The sequence below is a fragment of the Serratia sp. BNK-4 genome, from assembly GCF_048685115.1.
Taxonomy (GTDB): domain Bacteria; phylum Pseudomonadota; class Gammaproteobacteria; order Enterobacterales; family Enterobacteriaceae; genus Serratia; species Serratia bockelmannii.
Window position 1 is genome coordinate 4364494 of the sequence record NZ_JBLQTM010000001.1, and the last position, 19897, is coordinate 4384390.

The following is a 19897-nucleotide window of genomic DNA, read 5'->3' on the forward strand; positions in this document are numbered from 1 at the left end:
GACGGGTACAGCGCGCGGTCCCGCCTGCCGGGCGTGGGTCTGGCAGGACAGCGGGCGGGCGGCAGACCGCAGAAGAGAAAGGTTAATGCGGCGGCGGGAAGGCCCCGGCGCCGCGCTGCGAAGTCATGCAACTTCCCGCAATACAACAGGTTCCAAGTGTAGCCCAATTTCCGCGCCGTCGGGCCGCAGGTCGGCCACCGAACGGTTGAGCACGTCAACCAGCAATTCTATCTCGCAAACCTGAATCCGATACCGTACCACATTCCCGAGCAAACTGTGACCCAGGATCACCCCACCGATCCCCTGTCCGGCCGGCAACAGGCCGATAGACTCGGGGCGGATCGCCACCTTGCCGACATAGCTGCGCCCGGTCAGTTGGGCGGCCTGTTCGGCGGTCAACAGGTTATAGTTGCCGATAAATCCGGCGGCGAAGGCGTCCGCCGGCTGGGTATACAAGGTTTCCGCGTCGCCGCTCTGCACGATCTGCCCCTTGTTCATCAGCACGATGCGATCCGATAGGGTCAACGCCTCTTCCTGATCGTGGGTGACGAAGATCGCCGTCAGGTTCAGCTCGCGTTGAATGCGCCGGATCTGCTCGCGCAGGTGTTTGCGGATACGCGCGTCCAGCGCCGACAGCGGTTCGTCGAGCAGCAGCAGACGCGGGCGAGTGACCAGCGATCGCGCCAGCGCCACGCGCTGACACTGGCCGCCCGACAGCTGATGCGGATAGCGCTTTGCCAGATCGCTCAGCTCCACCAGCGCCAGTACCTCCTGCACCCGCTGGCCGATCTGCCCGGCCGCCAGCTTCTGCATTTTCAGGCCGAATGCCACGTTGCCTTCCACCGTCATATTGGGGAACAGCGCATAACTTTGGAACACCATGCCGATGCCGCGCTTTTGCGGCGCCAGCGGTACCAGATCCTGGCCCTGCAATAAAATTTGCCCGCTGTCGACCGGTGTCAGGCCGGCCAGGCAGCGCAGCAGCGTCGATTTGCCGCAGCCGCTCGGCCCCAGCAGGGTGACGAACTCCCCCTCTTCGGCGGTGAAATCGATATCCTGAAACACCTGGGTCTGGCCATAGTGTTTGTTCAGGCGGGTGACGTTGAGATAAGCCATCGGGTTAGCCCTTGTTTTTATTCAGCAAGTTCGCCAGCCAGGTGACGAGCAGCACCACGGCGAAATAGGAGATGACCAGCGCGCTGGTGAAATGCCCGCTGCCGTTGCGCATATTAAACAGGTAGACCTGCAGCGTTTCATACTGGCTGCCCACCAGCAGGTTGGCGAACACGAACTCGCCGATCAGGAACGAGAACGACAGCAGCACGGCGATCGTTCCGCCCTTGCGCAGGTTCGGCAGCACCACCCACAGCGCCGCCTGCCAGGTACTGGCGCCGAGCAGGTGCGCGGCGTCCATCAGATCGCGCAGGTTGATCGCCTGCATGTTGTTGCTGATGGCGCGGTAGATAAACGGCAGCGCGATGGTGAAATAGCAGCCCACCAAAATCCAGGGGGTGCCGAGCAGCGGCAGCGGATCGGCGGCGAACAGCTGCATCAGCCCCACCGCCGACACCACCGGCGGCACGGCGAACGGCAGCAGGATCAGCACGTTCATCACCGCGTCCAGCTTGGGAAAATAGTAAGCAATCACAAACATCGCCGGCAGGATCACCACCACCGACAGCAGCAGCGTGCCGAAGCAGATCAGCAGCGAATGCCACAGCGCCTGCAAAAAGCGCGGGTCGCTCCACAGCGCCGTCAGCCACTTCAGGGTAAAACCGTCCGGTAAAATGGTGGCGCCCCACTGGGTGGCCAGCGCATAAATCAGCGTCGCCGCCAGCGGCAGCAGCAGGATCAGCAGCAGCAGGCCGGTCACCGTGCGGTGATAGAGGCGTTCAGCACGCGACATGCGCATTCTCCATCCGATTATGAGCGCGCATTGAGGTAGCTCCTGCGCAGCATCCATTGGTGGATTACCGTGATAAACGCCATCATCACCACCAGCAGCATCGCCAGCGCGCTGGCCAGGTTCGGATCGAGGGAGATGTCCCCCGCCACCAACGCCGAGATGCGGATCGGGATCACGTTGAAGTTGCCGGTGGTCAGCGCGTACACCGTGGCGTAGGCGCCCAGCGCGTTGGCCAGCAGGATGACGAAGGTGCCCATCAGCGCCGGCGCCAGCACCGGCAGGCCGATATGCCGCCAGTAGCGCCAGGGGCCGGCGCCGAGCAGCGCCGCCGACTCACGCCAATCGGCGCGCAGCGCATCGAACGCCGGATACAGCAACAGCACGCCCAACGGGATCTGGAAGTAGGTATACAGCACGATCAGGCCGCTCTTCGAATAGAGGTTGAAGCTCTCCATCAAACCGTATTTGCGCAGCAGCAGCGTCAGGCAGCCGTTCAACCCCAACAGAATGACGAAGGCGAACGCCAGCGGCACCCCGGCGAAGTTGCTGGTCATGTTGGTGAACGACATCACGAAGTCATGAAAGCGGGTCTGGCCGAGCTGGCGAAGTGAGTAACTGCCCACTAATGCAATCAGCAAGCCGTAGACGCTCGACCACAGCGAGATCTCCAGCGAGAACTGAAAGGCCTGCAGGTAGAACGGCGACGTGAGGATATCGACATAGTTGCCCCATCCCCAGCCGCTGCTCTCGCTGAAAAAGCTGTGAACCGCGATCCACACCAGCGGGGCGATCTGAAACGCGCCGAACAGCACGATAAACGGCAGCAGGCACAGTGCGGCGATCCATTTGGTTTTGCTGTTCATCGCGCATCCTGCGCCAGCAGCGCCCGGCAGCGCGGCTTGTCATGCGCCGCCTGCAGCAGATCGCAGATCGTGCCGCACAGCTCGGTTTGCTGCGGATCGGCGTCGTCCAGGCTGAAGCCCGCGCCGAACACGAACAGCGGCACCTGGCGCTCTTCCGGCAACACCCCGCCGTGGCTGCGATCGTCGTTCATGCCGTGGTCGGCGGTGACCAGCACCTGATAACCGGCCGCCAGCCACTCGGGCAGGTAGCGCGACAGCGAGCCGTCGGCGCGCCGCGCCGCGTTGCGGTACTGCGGCGAAGAGAGGCCGAAGCGGTGCCCGGCGTCGTCGATGTTCATCGGGTGGATCAGCAGGAAATCCGGCTGATGACGCTGGCGCAGGCTTTCGGCGTCGTCGAACAGATGGCTGTCGGGATAGCCGTCGTCGTAATAGAAATGGCCGTGCTGAATCGGCAGCTCGGGAGCGTCGGTGTGGCGGTCGCGCGCGGCGTCGAACGGCGTGCGGTTATACAATTCGCTGAACCAATGATACGCGGCGGCGGCGGTGGTCAGCCCGGCGGCGCGCGCGTAATGAAACACGCTTTGTTGATGAGAAAGGCGCGAGACGTGGTTGTGCACCACGCCGCTCTCCACCGGCGTGACGCCGGTGAGGATGCATTCATACAGCGGCCGGGAGAGCGAGGGCAACTCGCTCTCCAGCAGGTACAACCGCCCGCGTCCCGCCGCACATTCGGCCTGCAGATACCCCATGGCGTCATGCGCCACCCGGTAGTTGAGGCCGTCCAGCAGCACGAGGATCGTTTTCATGGTGCGTTAACTCACTGCTGCATAAACATAATGACGTTTTCCTGCCACAGGCGCGGCAGCGCTTTGGCGCTCTGTTCCCAGGCCGCCGGATCGGCGATCGGGTGCGCATTCTTGTACTGCTCGGCCGGCAGCAGCTTGGCCTTGACGTCGTCCGGCAGCGTCAGATGTTCGGCGCGGATCGGGCGGGCATAGCCGCGCGCCAGGTTGATCTGGCCGGCGTCGGAGAAGATGTATTCGCGCGCCAGCTTGGCGGCGTTCGGGTGCTTGGCGTATTTATTGATGATGGTGGTGTAGCCGGAGGTGATCGAGCCGTCCGACGGGATCAGCACTTCAAAACGGGTTTTGTCGATCTGATCGCGGTAGTTCAGGCCGTTGAAGTCCCACACCACGCCAACCTGCACTTCCCCTTTCTCCAGCGATGCGATCACCGGGTTACTCAGGCTCAGGCGGCCGGCCTTGGCCAGCTTGCCGAAGAATTCCAGGCCCGGCTTGAGGTTTTTCTCGTTGCCGCCCATGGCGTAGGTGGCGGCCAGCACGCCGCTGGCCGCCTGCGACGCGGTGCCGACGTCGCCGATGGTGACCTGATAGCTGCCCTTGAGCAGATCGGCCCAGCTGTGCGGGATGTCTTTCACCTGCTGTTTATTGATGATAAAGGCGATGGTGCCGGTGTAAGCCAGCGCCCAGTGCCCGTCTTTGTCTTTCGCCCAGTCCGGCACCTGATCCCAGGTAGAGGGTTTGTAGGGCTGCGTTACGCCCTTCTGCACCGCCACCGGGCCAAAGGCCGCGCCGACGTCACCGATGTCCGCCGTAGCGTTGTTCTTTTCCGCATCGAATTTGGCGATCTCCTGCGCGGAGCTCATGTCGGTATCGACATGCTTCAGGCCGTACTTGCTCAACAGATCTTGCCAGGTGCCTTTCCAGTTGGCCCAGCTGTCCGGCATGCCGACGCTGTTGACTTCGCCTTCTTTCTTCGCGGCCTGCTCCAGCGCCGCCAGATCGGTATCCGCGGCCCAGCTCATCTGGCTGGATAACACGATGGCACTGGTTAACACAGAAGCGCACAAACGTTTCATAACTGATGCTCCAGGTAGTAGTGTGGGGATGGCTGGACTAGTCCAGCAAGGACCAAACCAATCTAACGGACGAATGTGATAATTATATGTCAGCTTAAAAAAGCGACAGTTTTATCACCCATTGCAACGGCGAAAACGCGACGCTGGTCTACCTTAAGGAAGGCCAAACGCACTGAAACGGGACACCCGCTGTATGAGTGAAGCACCGACGACCGTCGCCACCATCTGCCAAACGCTGAGCGCCCGCATCACCGCCGGCGAGTTCGCCGCGGGCGGCAAGCTGCCCTCCGAACGCGCCCTGAGCGAGCAATTCGCCACCACCCGCATTACCTTGCAGGAGGCGCTCGGCCAGTTGGAGGCGCAGGGCGTCATCTACCGCCAGGTGCGGCGCGGCTGGTTCATCTCGCCGCCACGTTTGATCTACAACCCGCTGCAGCGCAGCCATTTTCACGCCATGGCGCAGCAGCAGGGGCGCGCCGCGCATACCGAAGCGATCGACAGCGCGGTCGTCACGCTCGACGCGCCGCTGGCCGGCCGTCTGGCGCTGCCTCCCGGCGCGCAGGCCTATCGCATTCGCCGACTGCGCTACATCGACGGGCGCGCGGTGCTGTACTGCGAGCACTACCTCAATCCGTCCTATTTCCCCGGCATTCTGGACGAAGATCTGACCCAGTCGCTGACCGCGCTGTACGCCGCGCGCTACGGCATTCACTACGGCCGGGTGCGTTTCGACATGCTGCCCACCCTGCTGCCGCAGCAGGCCGCCGCCATGCTGAAGGTGACCTACGGCAGCCCGGCGCTGTTCATTACGCGGGTGAATCGCGATCAGCACGACAGGGTGATCGATTGTGACCTGGAGTATTGGCGGTACGACGCGCTGCACATCGATGTGGAAGCGCTGTAAATGACAAGGGCGCATCGCTGCGCCCTTAAAGAGGAAAGTCAGTCGGCGTCGTAGCCGAGGTTTGGCGCCAGCCAGCGCTCGACCTCGCTCACGCTCATCCCTTTACGCGCCGCGTAGTCTTCCACCTGATCGCGCTGGATCTGCGCCACCGCGAAGTACTTGCTCTCAGGATGGCTGAAGTACCAGCCGGATACCGCCGCTCCCGGCCACATAGCGAAGGACTCCGTCAGTTCCATGCCGGTGTGGCGGTTGACGTCCAGCAGCTGCCAGATGGTCGCTTTTTCGGTGTGCTCCGGGCAGGCCGGGTAGCCCGGCGCCGGCCGGATGCCCTGATAGTTCTCGCGGATCAGTTCCTCGTTGCTCAGGCTCTCGTCGGCGGCATAGCCCCAGTGTAACTTGCGCACCTGCTCATGCAGGTATTCGGCGAAGGCCTCCGCCAAACGATCCGCCAGCGCCTTGACCATGATTTTGTTGTAATCGTCATGCTGCGCGTCGTACGCCGCCGCCAGCACGTCCTCCTCCAGCCCGCCGGTCACCGCGAAGGCGCCGAAGTAGTCGGCTTTGCCGCTGCTTTTCGGCGCCACGAAGTCCGCCAGGCAGTAGTTCGGGAAGTCGGTTTTTTCCGTCTGCTGGCGCAGATGGCGGCTCACCGCCAGCACCTCGTCACGCCGTTCGTCGCGGTACACTTCCACGTCATCGCCGACGCGGTTGGCCGGGAACAGGCCGTAAACGCCGCGCGGGTTGAGGCTGCGCTCGGCGGCCAGCCGATCCAGCATCTGATTGGCGTCGTGGAACAGGCGTTTGGCCTCTTCCCCCACCACCTCATCCTCCAGGATGCGCGGGTATTTGCCCGCCAGCGACCAGGTCATGAAAAACGGTGTCCAGTCGATATAGTGGCGCAGCGTCTCGATGCCGGCCGCCACCGGAAACACGCCGAGCTGCCGCGGCGCCGGCGGCTGATAATCGGCCCAGTCCAGCGCCATGGCGTTGGCGCGCGCCTTCTGCAAATCGACCGGCGGCGTGCGCGGTTTTTTGCGCGCGTGCTGAATGCGCACCGTTTCATATTCTTTGCGGGTGCGCGCCACAAACTCGTCGCGCTGGGTGGCGGACAGCAGCGCCGACACCACGCCCACGGTGCGCGAGGCGTTCTGCACGTAGGTGGTCGGGCCGCTGTAGTTCTGCTCGATTTTCACTGCGGTGTGCGCCTTGGAGGTGGTGGCGCCGCCGATCAGCAGCGGCAGCGTAAAGCCCTGGCGCTCCATCTCTTTGGCCACGTTGACCATCTCGTCAAGCGACGGCGTGATCAGCCCCGACAGGCCGATGATATCGACGTTCTCCTCGCGCGCGGTGCGCAGGATTTTCTCCGTCGGTACCATCACGCCAAGATCGACGATTTCATAATTGTTGCACTGCAGCACCACGCCGACGATGTTCTTGCCGATGTCGTGCACGTCGCCCTTCACCGTCGCCAACAGGATTTTCCCCGCGGAGGTGCCTTGCTGCTTGCTGGCCTCGATGTACGGTTCCAGGTAGGCCACCGCCTGCTTCATCACGCGGGCGGATTTCACCACCTGCGGCAGGAACATCTTGCCCTCGCCAAACAGATCGCCGACCACGTTCATCCCGGCCATCAGCGGCCCTTCGATCACTTCGATTGGGCGTTCGGCCTGCTGCCGCGCTTCTTCGGTGTCCAGCTCGATAAACTCGGTGATGCCCTTCACCAGCGAGTATTCCAGCCGCTTCTCCACCGGCCAGCCGCGCCACTCCGCCTGCTGCACCGCCGCTTCGCCGTCTTTGCTGCCGCGGTACTTTTCCGCCAGCTCCAGCAGGCGTTCGGTGCCGTCCTCGCGACGGTTGAGGATCACGTCTTCTACCGCCTCGCGCAGCTCGGTAGGCAGATCGTCATAAATCGCCAACTGCCCGGCGTTGACGATGCCCATGTCCATGCCGTTGCGAATGGCGTGATACAGGAACACCGCATGGATCGCTTCACGCACCGGATCGTTGCCGCGGAACGAGAACGACACGTTGGACACCCCGCCGGAGATCATCGCGTGCGGCAGGTGGGTTTTGATGTCGGCGCAGGCTTCGATAAAGTCGACGGCGTAGTTGTTGTGCTCTTCGATGCCGGTGGCGACGGCGAAGATGTTCGGGTCGAAAATGATGTCTTCCGGCGGGAAGCCAACGCGTTCGGTCAAAATTTTATAGGCGCGGCGGCAGATCTCGAACTTGCGCTCGCGGGTGTCCGCCTGGCCCACTTCGTCGAACGCCATCACCACCACCGCGGCGCCGTAGCGGCGCACCAGTTTGGCGTGATGGATAAAGGCTTCTTCGCCCTCCTTCATCGAGATCGAGTTGACGATGCCCTTGCCCTGAATGCACTTCAGGCCTTTCTCGATAACGGACCACTTGGAGGAGTCGATCATGATCGGCACCCGAGCGATATCCGGCTCGCCGGCGATCAGGTTGAGGAAGCGCACCATCGCCGCTTCGGCGTCGAGCATCCCCTCGTCCATGTTGATGTCGATGATCTGCGCGCCGCTCTCGACCTGCTGACGCGCCACGTCGAGCGCCTCGTTGTATTTCTCTTCTTTGATCAGGCGCTTGAAGCGCGCCGAACCGGTGACGTTGGTGCGCTCGCCGACGTTGACGAACAGGGTGTTGGCGTCGATGGTCAGCGGCTCCAGACCGGCCAGGCGGCAGGCGACCGGGAGCTCCGGCAGCCGGCGCGGCGGCACGCCCTCGACCGCCTTGGCCATCGCGGCGATATGTTCCGGCGTGGTGCCGCAGCATCCGCCGATGATATTGAGAAAGCCGGCCTGCGCCCACTCCCCGACCTGGCGCGCCATCTCGGCCGCATCCAGATCGTATTCGCCGAAGGCATTCGGCAAACCGGCGTTCGGGTGCGCGGTGACGTAGGTCTCCGAGATGCGCGCCAGCTCGGCGACGTACTGGCGCAGCTCGTCCGGGCCCAGGGCGCAGTTCAGGCCGAAGGTCAGCGGCTTGACGTGGCGCAGCGAATTGTAAAACGCTTCGGTGGTCTGGCCGGATAAGGTGCGGCCGGAGGCGTCGGTGATGGTGCCGGAAATCATGATCGGCAGTTCCACCCCCAGCGCTTCGAATTCGGTTTCCACCGCAAAAGCGGCGGCCTTGGCGTTCAGGGTGTCGAAGATGGTTTCGATCATGATCAGATCGACGCCGCCTTCCACCAGCGCGCGGGTCGATTCGCGGTAAGCCGCCACCAGTTCATCGAACGAGATGTTGCGGAACGCCGGATCGTTGACGTTCGGCGAGATGGACGCGGTGCGGTTGGTCGGCCCCAACACCCCGGCGACGTAGCGCGGTTTTTCCGGCGTGCGCGCCGTCCATTCGTCGGCGCAGGCGCGCGCCAGGCAGGCGGCCTGATAGTTAATCTCGGCGGACAGCGACTCCATATGGTAGTCGGCCATGGCGATGGAGGTGGAGTTGAAGGTATTGGTCTCAAGGATATCGGCGCCCGCCTCGAGATAGGCGTAATGAATGGCGGTGATCACTTCCGGCTTGGTCAGCACCAGCAGATCGTTATTGCCTTTCAGATCGCTGCGCCAGTCGGCGAAACGCTCACCGCGGAAATCGCGCTCATCCAGACGGTAGCTCTGGATCATGGTGCCCATGCCGCCGTCCAACACCAAAATGCGCTGCGCTAACTGGCGGCGCAGTTGTTCTACTCGATTCGTCACTGTAACCCCTTCCATTGCCATCCAGCCCATTGCTCAACTGCCGCAAAAACCAACGAGTCATCCTAGCACAGCTTGTAAGGACAAAGGGCCAGGCGACAATTGAGAGTTTTTCAGGTTGTGCGTCAACACCTCCGATGAGCTGACGGCGGCTTGCAATTCATCGACAAAAAACGAAAATGAATTCCATCATACGGAAAAAGGAATCTCACCCATGGCCACCCCTGCTCCCGCCAAGCGCGGCAAGAAGCCCCGCGCAGCAGCCCCCGCCGCCAGTGCGGCGACCGGTCAGGTACAATCGTTGACCCGTGGCCTGAAACTGTTGGAATACATTTCGGAAGCCCAGGGCAACGTGGCGCTGACCGATCTGGCCCAGCAGGCCGGCCTGCCGAATTCCACCACTCATCGCCTGCTCACCACCATGCAGCAGCAGGGATTCGTGCGCCAGGTCGGCGATCTCGGCCTGTGGACCATCGGCTCGCACGCCTTTGTGGTCGGCAGCAGCTTCCTGCAAAGCCGCAACCTGCTGGCGATGGTGCATCCGACGCTGCGCCGCCTGATGGAGGAGTCCGGCGAAACCGTCAACCTGGCGGTGCTGGATACCAGCGAGTACCAGGCGATCATCATCGATCAGGTGCAGTGCACGGCGCTGATGCGCATGTCGGCGCCGATCGGCGGCAAACTGCCGATGCACGCCTCCGGTGCCGGCAAAGCGTTCCTCGCCACCCTGCCGGACGATCAGGTGACCAAACTGCTGCACAAGAAAGGCATGCACACCTACACGCCGCATACCCTGACGCCGCACAACCTGAAAGAGGGGCTGGCGCAGATCCGCAAACAGGGCTTCTCCTTTGACGACGAAGAGCACGCGCTCGGCCTGCGCTGCGTGGCGGCCTGCATCTTCGACGAGCACCGCGAAGCCTTCGCCGCCATTTCCATCTCCGGCCCGGTGTCGCGCATCACCGACGATCGCGTGATCGAGCTGGGCGCGCTGGTGATCCACGCGGCGAAAGAGATCAGCCTGGCCTACGGCGGCGTGCGCTGATCCAGCCCATCCGAGGGGCGCCCCAGCGCGCCCCTGCTCCCCTGCCATGCTCTGTTGTCAGCATGTAACAGGCTGTCGGCATCCTGTTTAGCGCACAGGCAAAAAGCTTGAAGCCGATCACAGTTAACGATCCTCACGGCGAAAGCCCATTGCAACCGCTCACACTTCCTTCGACAATGTTACCGATAACATGTTACCGGTAACAATCAGACTGAACGAAGGTAACGTCACCCGGTGTTTTGGAGCCAAACCATGACCAACAATCAAAATCGCATTTACGTCGTTATGGGCGTTTCCGGCAGCGGCAAGTCCGCCGTCGCCGCCGCCGCGGCCCGCCAACTCTCCGCCGGCTTCCTCGACGGCGACTTCCTGCACCCGCGCAGCAACATCCTGAAGATGGCCGCCGGCGAGGCGTTGAACGACGACGATCGCGCGCCGTGGCTGGCCGCGCTCAACGACGCCGCCTTCGCCATGCAGCGCACCAACAACGTGTCGATCATCGTCTGTTCGGCGTTGAAAAAGCAGTATCGCGACCGCCTGCGCGCCGGCAACGGCAACCTGTCATTCATCTATCTGCACGGTGAGTTCCCGGTGATCGAATCCCGCCTGGCGGCGCGCAACGGCCACTTCTTCAAGCCGCAGATGCTGGTCACCCAGTTCGCCGCGCTGGAGCAACCGGGCGCCGACGAGAACGACGTGATGGCGATCGACATCAATCAGCCGCTGGACGCGGTGATCGCCGATACCGTGCGCCATATCCAGAGCTTCCTGCCGCAGGACGTGTGCGCGTGAGTACCGTAACGCTGGTCGGTACCGCAGTCGGCTCGGTTTTACTGCTGTTATTCCTGGTGATGAAGGCGCGCATGCACGCCTTCGTCGCGCTGATGCTGGTGTCCATCGCCGCCGGCATCTTCTCCGGCATGCCGCTGGACCGTATCGCCGACACCATGCAAAAAGGCATGGGCGACACGCTGGGTTTCCTGGCGATCGTGGTGGCGCTCGGGGCGATGTTCGGCAAGATCCTGCATGAGGTCGGCGCGCTCGATCAAATTGCGGCGCAATTGCTGAAACGATTCGGACAAAGCAAGGCGCACTACGCGCTCGGCATCGCCGGCCTGATCTGCGCGCTGCCGCTGTTCTTCGACGTGGCGGTGGTGCTGCTGATCGGCATCGTGTTCGCCGTGGCGCGCCGCACCGACGGCAATATCGTCAAGCTGGCCATCCCGCTGTTCGCCGGCGTGGCCGCTGCCGCCTCCTTCCTGCTGCCGGGGCCGGTGCCGATGCTGCTGGCATCGCAGATGAAGGCCGATTTCGGCTGGATGATCGCCATCGGCCTGGTGGCGGCAGTGATCGGCATGCTGATCGCCGGCCCGCTGTACGGCAGCTTTATCAGCCGCTTCGTCAACTGGCCGATGCCGCCGGAAGAGAATGAGCCGACGCTGACCAAGGGCAATCTGCCGTCGTTCGGCTTCAGCCTGGCGCTGGTGCTGTGCCCGCTGGTACTGGTCGGCATGAAGACTATCGGCGCGCGGCTGGTCACTCCCGGCTCGCAGCTGCAGCAGTGGCTGGAGTTTATCGGTCACCCGTTCACCGCCATTCTGCTGGCCTGCCTGATCGTGATTTACGGTCTGGCGAAACCGCGCGGCATGAGCAACGAACAGACCCTGGCCATCTGCTCCGCCGCGGTGCAGCCGGCCGGGATCATCCTGCTGATGACCGGCGCCGGTGGGGTGTTCAAGCAGATCCTGGTGGATTCCGGCGTCGGGCCGGCGCTCGGTGACGCCATGATCGGCGCCGGCCTGCCGATCGCCGTGGCCGCGTTCGCGTTGTCCGCCATGGTGCGGGTGATCCAGGGCTCGGCCACCGTCGCCTGCCTGACCACCGTCGGCCTGGTGCTGCCGGTCACCAGCCAGCTCGGGCTGAACGGCGGGCAGTTGGCCGCGCTGGCCATCTGCATCGCCGGTGGCTCCATCGTGCTGAGCCACGTCAACGACGCCGGTTTCTGGCTGTTCGGCAAATTCACCGGCGCCAACGAACTGCAAACGCTGAAAACCTGGACGGTGATGGAAACCATTCTGGGCAGCGTCGGCGGCGCCATCGGCATGATTGCATTCACGATGTTTTAAATCCTGAATCGCCCCCGGCCTTGCACACCAGGGCTGCAAATCACCCCCGGGGGCACCGCCACAGGCGGCGACTATAACAACAGCAATGTGAGGAAGGCATGATTAATCCAACCTTGTCCCGTGTCACACAGCGCATCATCGACCGTTCCCAGGCCAGCCGCGCCGCCTATCTGGCGCGTATCGAGGCGGCCCGCGCCCAAACCGTCCACCGCGCGCAGCTCGCCTGCGGCAACCTGGCCCACGGCTTCGCCGCCTGTCAGCCTGATGACAAGGCGTCGCTGAAAAACATGGTGCGCAGCGATATCGCCATCATCACCGCCTATAACGACATGCTGTCGGCCCACCAGCCGTACGAACACTACCCGCAGCGGCTGAAGCAGGCGCTGAAAGCGGTCGGCGCCGTAGGCCAGGTGGCCGGCGGCGTGCCGGCGATGTGCGACGGCGTGACGCAGGGGCAGGACGGCATGGAGCTGTCGCTGATGAGCCGTGACGTGATCGCCATGTCGGCCGCCGTCGGCCTGTCGCACAATATGTTCGACGGCGCGCTGTTCCTCGGCATCTGCGACAAGATCGTGCCGGGGCTGGTGATGGCCGCCCTCTCCTTCGGCCACCTGCCCGCGCTGTTCGTGCCGGCCGGCCCGATGAGCAGCGGCCTGCCGAACAAGGAAAAAGTGCGCGTGCGCCAGCTGTACGCCGAGGGCAAGGCCGACCGTTTGGCGCTGCTGGAGGCCGAGGCTGCCTCTTATCACGGCATCGGCACCTGCACCTTCTATGGCACCGCCAACACCAACCAGATGGTGATGGAAGTGATGGGTCTGCATCTGCCGGGCGCCTCCTTCGTCCATCCGGACACGCCGCTGCGCGACGCGCTGAACGACGCCGCCGCGCGCCAGGTGACCCGACTGACCGATACCGCCGGCAACTACCTGCCGATCGGCCGCCTGGTGGACGAGAAAGTGGTGGTGAACGGCATCGTCTCGCTGCTGGCCACCGGCGGCTCCACCAACCTGACCATGCATCTGGTGGCGATGGCGCGGGCGGCGGGCATCATCATCACCTGGGACGATTTCTCGGAGCTGTCGGAGGCGGTGCCGCTGCTGTGCCGCATCTACCCGAACGGCCCGGCCGATATCAACCAATTCCAGGCCGCCGGCGGCGTGCCGCTGGTGGTGCGCGAGCTGCTGCAACATGGCCTGCTGCACGAAGACGTGCACACCGTGGCCGGTTTCGGCCTGCGCCGCTACACCCAGGAACCGTGGCTGGACAACGGCCAATTGGTATGGCGCGAAGGCGTGGCCGGCTCGCTCGACGCCAGCGTGATCGCCAGCGTCGCCCAGCCGTTCGAACATCATGGCGGCACCAAAGTGATGGCCGGCAATCTGGGCCGCGCGGTGATGAAAACCTCGGCGGTGCCCGCCGATAACCAGATCATCGAAGCGCCGGCGGTGGTGTTCGACAGCCAGCACGATATCGTGCCAGCGTTCGAAGCCGGCAAGCTGGATCGCGATTGCGTGGTGGTGGTGCGCTTCCAGGGGCCGCAGGCCAACGGCATGCCGGAGCTGCACAAGCTGATGCCGCCGCTGGGTGTGCTGATGGATCGCGGTTTCAAAGTGGCGCTGGTGACCGACGGCCGCCTGTCCGGCGCCTCCGGCAAGGTGCCTTCCGCCATCCACGTCACCCCGGAAGCCTATAGCGGCGGCCTGCTGGCGAAAGTGCGCGACGGCGATCCGATCCGCGTCAACGGCCGCAGCGGCGAGCTGCAGGTGCTGGTCGACGCCGACGAGCTGGCGCGGCGCACGCCATGCCAACCCGATCTGAGCGCGGAACACATCGGCTGCGGCCGCGAGCTGTTCGGCGCGCTGCGCAGCCAGCTGTCAGGCGCCGAGCAGGGCGCCTGCTGCATCAAATTTTAATCGATAGCCTGGCCGCATCGCCGCCTGGCGGCGGCCACAGAGGAGAACGTCAGCATGAACAAGTGGACAACAAGCGCCGAGCAGATCCTGACGGCGGGGCCGGTGGTGCCGGTCATCGTGATCAACAAGCTGGAACATGCGGTGCCGTTGGCGAAAGCGCTGGTCGCCGGCGGCGTGCGGGTGCTGGAGGTGACGCTGCGCACCGCCTGCGCCATGGACGCCATTCGCGCCATCGCCCAAGAGGTGCCGGAAGCGATCATCGGCGCCGGTACGGTGATCAATCCGCAGCAGCTGCGGGAAGTGACCGAGGCCGGCGCGCAGTTCGCCATCAGCCCAGGGCTGACCGACGAGCTGCTCAAAGCCGCCACCGCCGGTTCCATTCCCCTTATACCGGGCATCAGCACCGTTTCCGAGCTGATGCAGGGCATGGATTACGGCCTGCGCGAATTTAAATTCTTCCCGGCGGAAGCCAACGGCGGCGTAAAAGCGCTGCAGGCGATCGGCGGCCCGTTCCCGCAGGTGCGTTTCTGCCCGACCGGCGGCATCTCGCCGGACAATTACCGCAGCTATCTGGCGCTGAAAAGCGTGCTGTGCATCGGCGGCTCCTGGCTGGTGCCGGCGGACGCACTCGAAAGCGGCGACTACGCGCGCATTACCGAACTGGCGCGCGCCGCCGTCGCGGGCGCCCAGGCCTGATTTACATCGCAGCGGTGGCGGCCGGCAGCGCCGCCCCGCTGCGCTGGCTGAACCGCTGCTTCTTGCGATAAGCAAATACGTCTTCCACATGCCCTTCGCGGATGCGCTGCTGCAACCCGCGCCAATACTCCGCGGTAAACAGATCGCTGTGCAACTCTTCAAACACCTGCCGAATGCGCCGATCGCCGCACAGGAAGTGGCGGAACTCTTCCGGGAACACATCGTTGGGCGCGATGCTGTACCACGGCTCGCTGGCCAGCTCGTCCTCCGGATAACGCGGCGGCGGAATGTCGCGGAAGTTGACCTCGGTCATGTAGCAAATTTCGTCGTAGTCGTAGAACACCACCCGCCCGTGGCGCGTCACGCCGAAGTTCTTGAACAGCATATCGCCGGGGAAAATATTGGCGGCGGCCAACTGCTTGATCGCGTTGCCGTACTCTTCAATCGCATCGCGCATTTGCTGGTCGTTGGCCTGCTCCAGATACAGGTTCAGCGGCGTCATGCGCCGTTCCATATACAGGTGTTTGATCACGATGCGATCGCCGAGATCTTCCAGCTTGTCCGGCACTTCGCGCCGAAGCTCCGCCAACAACTCTGGGCTGAGACGCGCCTTGTCGACGACGAAATTCTCGTACTCCTGGGTATCCGCCATGCGCCCGACGCGATCGTGCTCTTTCACCAGCTGATAGCAAGCCATCACCTGCGCCTGCGTCACCTCTTTTTGCGGGGCGAATTCGTCTTTGATCACTTTAAACACCCGATCGAAGGACGGCAGGGTGAACACCAGCATCACCATGCCCTTCACCCCCGGCGCGATGATAAATTGCTCCTGCGACTGCGCCATAAAGGTCAGGTATTCGCGATAGCATTCGGTTTTACCGTGCTTCTGGCAGCCGATCGCCATGTACAGCTCGGCGGTGGTTTTGCCCGGCAGGATCTCGCGCAGCCACTCCACCATCGCCGCCGGCAGCGGCGCGTAGACCATGAAATAAGAGCGGGCGAAGCCGAAGACAATGCTGGCCTCGGCCTTTCCGGTCAGGCAGGCATCGATAAACAGCGCGCCCGACTCGCTGTGGTGGATCGGGAGCAAGAACGGATAAACACCGTCGGCCAGGCGCAGCTTGCCGACCAGCCAGGCGGCCTTGTTGCGATAGAACAGTTCGTTGGCTATCTGGAAGGTTGCGCCCGCCAGCTGCGGTGCGCTGAAGGCGCGTTGCAGCGCCTGAGTGATGTCGCGAATATCGCGCGCCAAGTCCTCCCACGGCAGCCGCAGCGGCAGATCGCTCAGCACGCTGCGCAGCATCGCCGGCAGATCGCCATTGGGGGTAAAATCGCGCGCCAGCGGACGCGGTATGTCGCGAAAGCGCCGTTCCGGCTGCGAACTGAAGACGAACAGCTTGTCCGGCGTCAGATCGCGGTGCTTGAACAGCCGGCAATAGACCGAGTTAAAGAAGCTTTCGGCGATCTCGAAACGCGGATAGTCCGGCAGCAGGTCGATATAAACCGCTTTAACCCGGCTGGGGAAGTCGGCATCGAAGCATTTCTGCCCGGTGATGCATTTGAGCTGCTCCACCACCAGGCCGACGTGATGGTCATACAGATGGATGCGCTTTTTCATCGCCTGCTGCACCGCCGGCCAGTCCGCCTGCTCGAAGCGCTGCTGCGCGCCGGCGGTCACTTCCAGAAAGCGGCCGTACTGCGCATCGAAGCCCTGCAGGATCGTCTGTGCGATCAACAACTCCAGTTTTGCCGCCATCCTTACCCCCGCCAGAAAAAGAAGCCTGCGCATGCAGGCTCCGGGTGAAACGTCTTCAAGCTTGCCGCATCAGAACTGCTGTTCTTCCGTCGAACCGGTCAGCGCGGTGACCGAAGAGGCGCCGCCCTGAATGACGGTGGTGACCTTGTCGAAGTAGCCGGTACCCACCTCCTGCTGGTGCGACGCGAAGGTGTAACCGCGATCCACCGCGGCGAACTCCGCCTGCTGCACCTTCTCGACGTAGTGTTTCATCCCCTCGCCCTGCGCATAGGCGTGCGCCAGGTCGAACATGTTGAACCACATGCTGTGGATGCCCGCCAGCGTGATGAACTGATACTTGTAGCCCATGTCCGACAGCGCCTGCTGGAAGCGGGCGATGGTCTGGTCGTCGAGGTTCTTCTTCCAGTTGAACGATGGCGAGCAGTTGTAGGCCAACAGCTTGCCTGGATATTTGGCGTGGATGGCGTCGGCGAAGCGCTGGGCGGCATCCAGATCCGGCGTTGAGGTTTCGCACCACACCATATCGGCGTAAGGGGCATAGGCCAGGCCGCGGCTGATCGCCTGTTCGACGCCGGCATGGGTGCGGAAGAAGCCTTCCGCCGTACGCTCGCCAGTGACGAAGGCGCTGTCATACGGATCGCAGTCAGAGGTCAGCAGGTCGGCCGCATCGGCGTCGGTACGGGCGATCACCAGCGTCGGCACGCCGAGCACGTCGGCCGCCAGGCGCGCGGCGACCAGTTTCTGGATCGCTTCTTGCGTCGGCACCAGCACTTTGCCGCCCATATGGCCGCATTTCTTCACCGCCGCCAGCTGATCTTCGAAGTGCACCCCGGCGGCGCCGGCGGTAATCATCGCTTTCATCAGCTCAAAGGCGTTCAACACGCCGCCGAAGCCGGCTTCCGCATCGGCGACGATCGGCAGGAAGTAATCGGTGTAGCCTTTGCTGCCCGGCTCAATCTGGTTCGCCCATTGGATCTGATCGGCGCGGCGGAAGGTGTTGTTGATGCGCTCGACCACCTTCGGCACCGAGTCCACCGGATACAGCGATTGGTCAGGGTACATGGCCGCCGCGCTGTTGGCGTCGGCCGCCACCTGCCAACCGGACAAGTAGATGGCCTCGACGCCGGCTTTGGCCTGCTGCAGCGCCTGGCCGCCGGTCAGCGCGCCCAGGCAGTTCACGTAGCCTTTGCGCGCCTTGCCGTTCAACAATGCCCACAGTTTGGCGGCGCCGTTTTGCGCCAGGGTGCATTCCGGGTTGACCGAACCGCGCAGGTTGATCACGTCTTCGGCGCTATAGGGGCGGGTAATGCCTTCCCAACGGGCCGATTTCCATTCCTGTTCCAGCTGCTGGATCTGTTGAGAGCGAGAGGTAGACATAATTTTTATCCTTTCAGTCATGTAGGGTTGATTGGGAAAATTCAGGCCAGCAGCTCATAGCCGGGCAGCGTCAGGAAATCGATTAATTCATCTTGCGTGGTGATGCGCTCCATCAGGCGCGCCGCCTCTTCGAACCGGCCGGCGTTAAAGCGCGCTTCCCCTACTTCTTCACGCACCACCAACATCTCTTCTTGCAACATCTGGCGGAACAGCGCCTTGGTGACCGGGCGCCCGTCGTTCAGGCTCTTCTCGTGGTGGATCCACTGCCAGATAGACGTACGGGAGATCTCCGCCGTCGCCGCATCTTCCATCAAACCGTAAATCGGCACGCAGCCGTTGCCGGAGATCCAGGCTTCGATGTACTGCACCGCCACGCGGATATTGGCGCGCATCCCCGCTTCGGTGCGTTCGCCGTCGCACGGCTCCAGCAGTTGGGCGGCGCTGATCGGCGCATCCTGCTCACGCAGCACGTCCAGCTGGTTCTGGCGATCGCCCAATGCGTTGCCGAACACCTCCATCACCGTGTCCGCCAAGCCCGGGTGCGCCACCCAGGTGCCGTCGTGGCCATTGTTGGCTTCCAGCTCTTTGTCCGCCCGCACCTTGTTCAGCACCCAGGCATTTTTCTCGGCGTCTTTGCTCGGGATAAACGCCGCCATGCCGCCCATGGCGAACGCGCCGCGCTTATGACAGGTTTTGATCAACAGGCGCGAATAGGCGCTGAGGAAAGGTTTTTCCATGGTTACCGACTGACGATCCGGCAGCACGCGATCGCCGTGGTTCTTCAGCGTTTTGATGTAGCTGAAGATGTAATCCCAGCGGCCGCAGTTCAGACCGACGATGTGATCGCGCAGGTGATACAGGATCTCGTCCATCTGGAACACCGCCGGCAGAGTTTCGATCAGCACGGTCGCCTTGATGGTGCCGCGCGGCAGATCGAAACGATCCTCGGTAAAGCTGAAGACATCGCTCCACCAGGCCGCTTCCTCCCAGGACTGGGTTTTCGGCAGGTAGAAATACGGGCCGCTGCCCTTGGCCAACAGCTGGCGATAGTTGTGGTAGAAGTACAGCGCGAAATCGAACAGGCCGCCGGGGATGGCTTCATCACGCCACAGTACGTGCTTCTCCGGCAGGTGCAAGCCGCGCACGCGAGCGATCAACACCGCCGGATTCGGTTTCAGCTGGTAGATCTTGCCGGCTTCATTGGTGTAGGAGATGGTGCCGTTAACCGCATCGTGCAGGTTGATTTGACCGTCGATGACTTTGTCCCAGCTTGGCGCCAGCGAGTCTTCGAAGTCCGCCATAAACACTTTTACGTTGGCGTTCAACGCATTGATCACCATCTTGCGCTCGACCGGCCCGGTGATCTCTACCCGGCGATCGCGCAGGTCTTGCGGAATGCCGCGGATCTGCCAGTCACCTTCACGAATGGAAGCGGTTTCCGAAATAAATCCCGGCAGTTCACCGCGATCGATATTTTGTTGCCAGCGGACACGCGCCGCCAGCAGCTCGTTGCGCCGCGGCGTGAATTTCCCCACCAGGTCCGCCAGGAATTCAACCGCTTCGTCCGTTAACACCTGGCGCTCCGCAGCGGCGAAACCCTGCGTAAACCTTAACTCCGTGCCTGCTATCTGTTGCGTCATGACCTTGCTCCTTCCCATCGTTGCGCCCGAGCGACCGGCGCATTTTCATCAGAAATCACTGTGGATCAGGGCGGAT

15 protein-coding genes are annotated in these 19897 nt (G+C 63.0%); 6 read left to right on the forward strand and 9 right to left on the reverse strand.

Annotated features, from left to right (window positions below):
• Nucleotides 1-123: 123 nt before the first annotated feature.
• Genes ACMGGW_RS20730 through ACMGGW_RS20750 form a run of 5 tightly spaced genes read right to left on the reverse strand, consistent with a single transcriptional unit; the run spans nucleotide 124 to nucleotide 4648 of the window.
• Entirely contained in the window at nucleotides 124-1116 is a 993-nt protein-coding gene (locus ACMGGW_RS20730) for an ABC transporter ATP-binding protein (protein ID WP_025304474.1), read from the reverse strand.
• Between the two features lie 4 nt (nucleotides 1117-1120).
• Entirely contained in the window at nucleotides 1121-1906 is a 786-nt protein-coding gene (locus tag ACMGGW_RS20735) for an ABC transporter permease (RefSeq protein WP_025304475.1), read from the reverse strand.
• A gap of 17 nt (nucleotides 1907-1923) precedes the next feature.
• Entirely contained in the window at nucleotides 1924-2769 is an 846-nt protein-coding gene (locus ACMGGW_RS20740) for an ABC transporter permease (protein ID WP_016930298.1), read from the reverse strand.
• Nucleotides 2766-3575, reverse strand: a complete 810-nt coding sequence (locus tag ACMGGW_RS20745) for an alkaline phosphatase family protein (RefSeq protein ID WP_043139627.1) — start codon at nucleotides 3573-3575, stop codon at nucleotides 2766-2768. The genes ACMGGW_RS20740 and ACMGGW_RS20745 overlap by 4 nt, the downstream gene beginning before the upstream one ends.
• Before the next feature lie 11 nt (nucleotides 3576-3586).
• Nucleotides 3587-4648: an ABC transporter substrate-binding protein gene (locus ACMGGW_RS20750; RefSeq protein WP_004936660.1), complete on the reverse strand. Its 1062-nt coding sequence runs from the start codon at nucleotides 4646-4648 to the stop codon at nucleotides 3587-3589.
• 193 nt (nucleotides 4649-4841) lie between these two features.
• Between ACMGGW_RS20750 and ACMGGW_RS20755 the strand changes: the two genes are divergently transcribed.
• On the forward strand, nucleotides 4842-5552 hold the full coding sequence (locus tag ACMGGW_RS20755) for a UTRA domain-containing protein (protein ID WP_197832225.1): 711 nt from the start codon (nucleotides 4842-4844) through the stop codon (nucleotides 5550-5552).
• 38 nt (nucleotides 5553-5590) lie between these two features.
• Here ACMGGW_RS20755 and metH read toward each other — a convergent pair whose 3' ends face one another.
• Entirely contained in the window at nucleotides 5591-9286 is a 3696-nt protein-coding gene (gene metH / locus ACMGGW_RS20760; RefSeq protein WP_197832224.1) for a methionine synthase, read from the reverse strand.
• A 196-nt stretch (nucleotides 9287-9482) separates the two neighbouring features.
• Here metH and iclR point away from each other — a divergent pair, with 196 nt between their 5' ends.
• The 5 genes from iclR (at nucleotide 9483) to ACMGGW_RS20785 (ending at nucleotide 15048) form a co-directional block, all read left to right on the forward strand.
• Complete coding sequence (iclR, locus tag ACMGGW_RS20765) at nucleotides 9483-10313, forward strand: glyoxylate bypass operon transcriptional repressor IclR (RefSeq protein ID WP_004936648.1); 831 nt, start codon at nucleotides 9483-9485, stop codon at nucleotides 10311-10313.
• 252 nt (nucleotides 10314-10565) lie between these two features.
• Nucleotides 10566-11105, forward strand: coding sequence for a gluconokinase (gntK, locus tag ACMGGW_RS20770; RefSeq protein WP_004936645.1), 540 nt, complete (start codon nucleotides 10566-10568; stop codon nucleotides 11103-11105).
• A complete protein-coding gene (gene gntU, locus ACMGGW_RS20775) occupies nucleotides 11102-12439 on the forward strand; it encodes a gluconate transporter (RefSeq protein WP_197832223.1) in 1338 nt (445 codons plus the stop codon). The genes gntK and gntU overlap by 4 nt, the downstream gene beginning before the upstream one ends.
• Nucleotides 12440-12537: 98 nt before the next feature.
• Nucleotides 12538-14352 (forward strand): phosphogluconate dehydratase, encoded by a 1815-nt coding sequence (gene edd / locus ACMGGW_RS20780; protein ID WP_049204304.1) that lies wholly within the window; start codon nucleotides 12538-12540, stop codon nucleotides 14350-14352.
• A 54-nt stretch (nucleotides 14353-14406) separates the two neighbouring features.
• On the forward strand, nucleotides 14407-15048 hold the full coding sequence (locus ACMGGW_RS20785; protein WP_025304481.1) for a bifunctional 4-hydroxy-2-oxoglutarate aldolase/2-dehydro-3-deoxy-phosphogluconate aldolase: 642 nt from the start codon (nucleotides 14407-14409) through the stop codon (nucleotides 15046-15048).
• Nucleotide 15049: 1 nt separating this feature from the next.
• On the opposite strand, the gene aceK is transcribed toward ACMGGW_RS20785, so the two are convergent.
• From aceK to aceB, 3 genes are all read right to left on the reverse strand, one after another.
• On the reverse strand, nucleotides 15050-16804 hold the full coding sequence (aceK, locus tag ACMGGW_RS20790) for a bifunctional isocitrate dehydrogenase kinase/phosphatase (RefSeq protein WP_197832222.1): 1755 nt from the start codon (nucleotides 16802-16804) through the stop codon (nucleotides 15050-15052).
• A gap of 69 nt (nucleotides 16805-16873) precedes the next feature.
• The gene (aceA, locus tag ACMGGW_RS20795) at nucleotides 16874-18181 is read right to left on the reverse strand and encodes an isocitrate lyase (protein ID WP_025304483.1); all 1308 of its coding nucleotides are present in this window, start codon (nucleotides 18179-18181) and stop codon (nucleotides 16874-16876) included.
• Nucleotides 18182-18222: 41 nt separating this feature from the next.
• A complete protein-coding gene (gene aceB / locus ACMGGW_RS20800) occupies nucleotides 18223-19821 on the reverse strand; it encodes a malate synthase A (RefSeq protein WP_025304484.1) in 1599 nt (532 codons plus the stop codon).
• Between the last annotated feature and the right edge of the window lie 76 nt (nucleotides 19822-19897).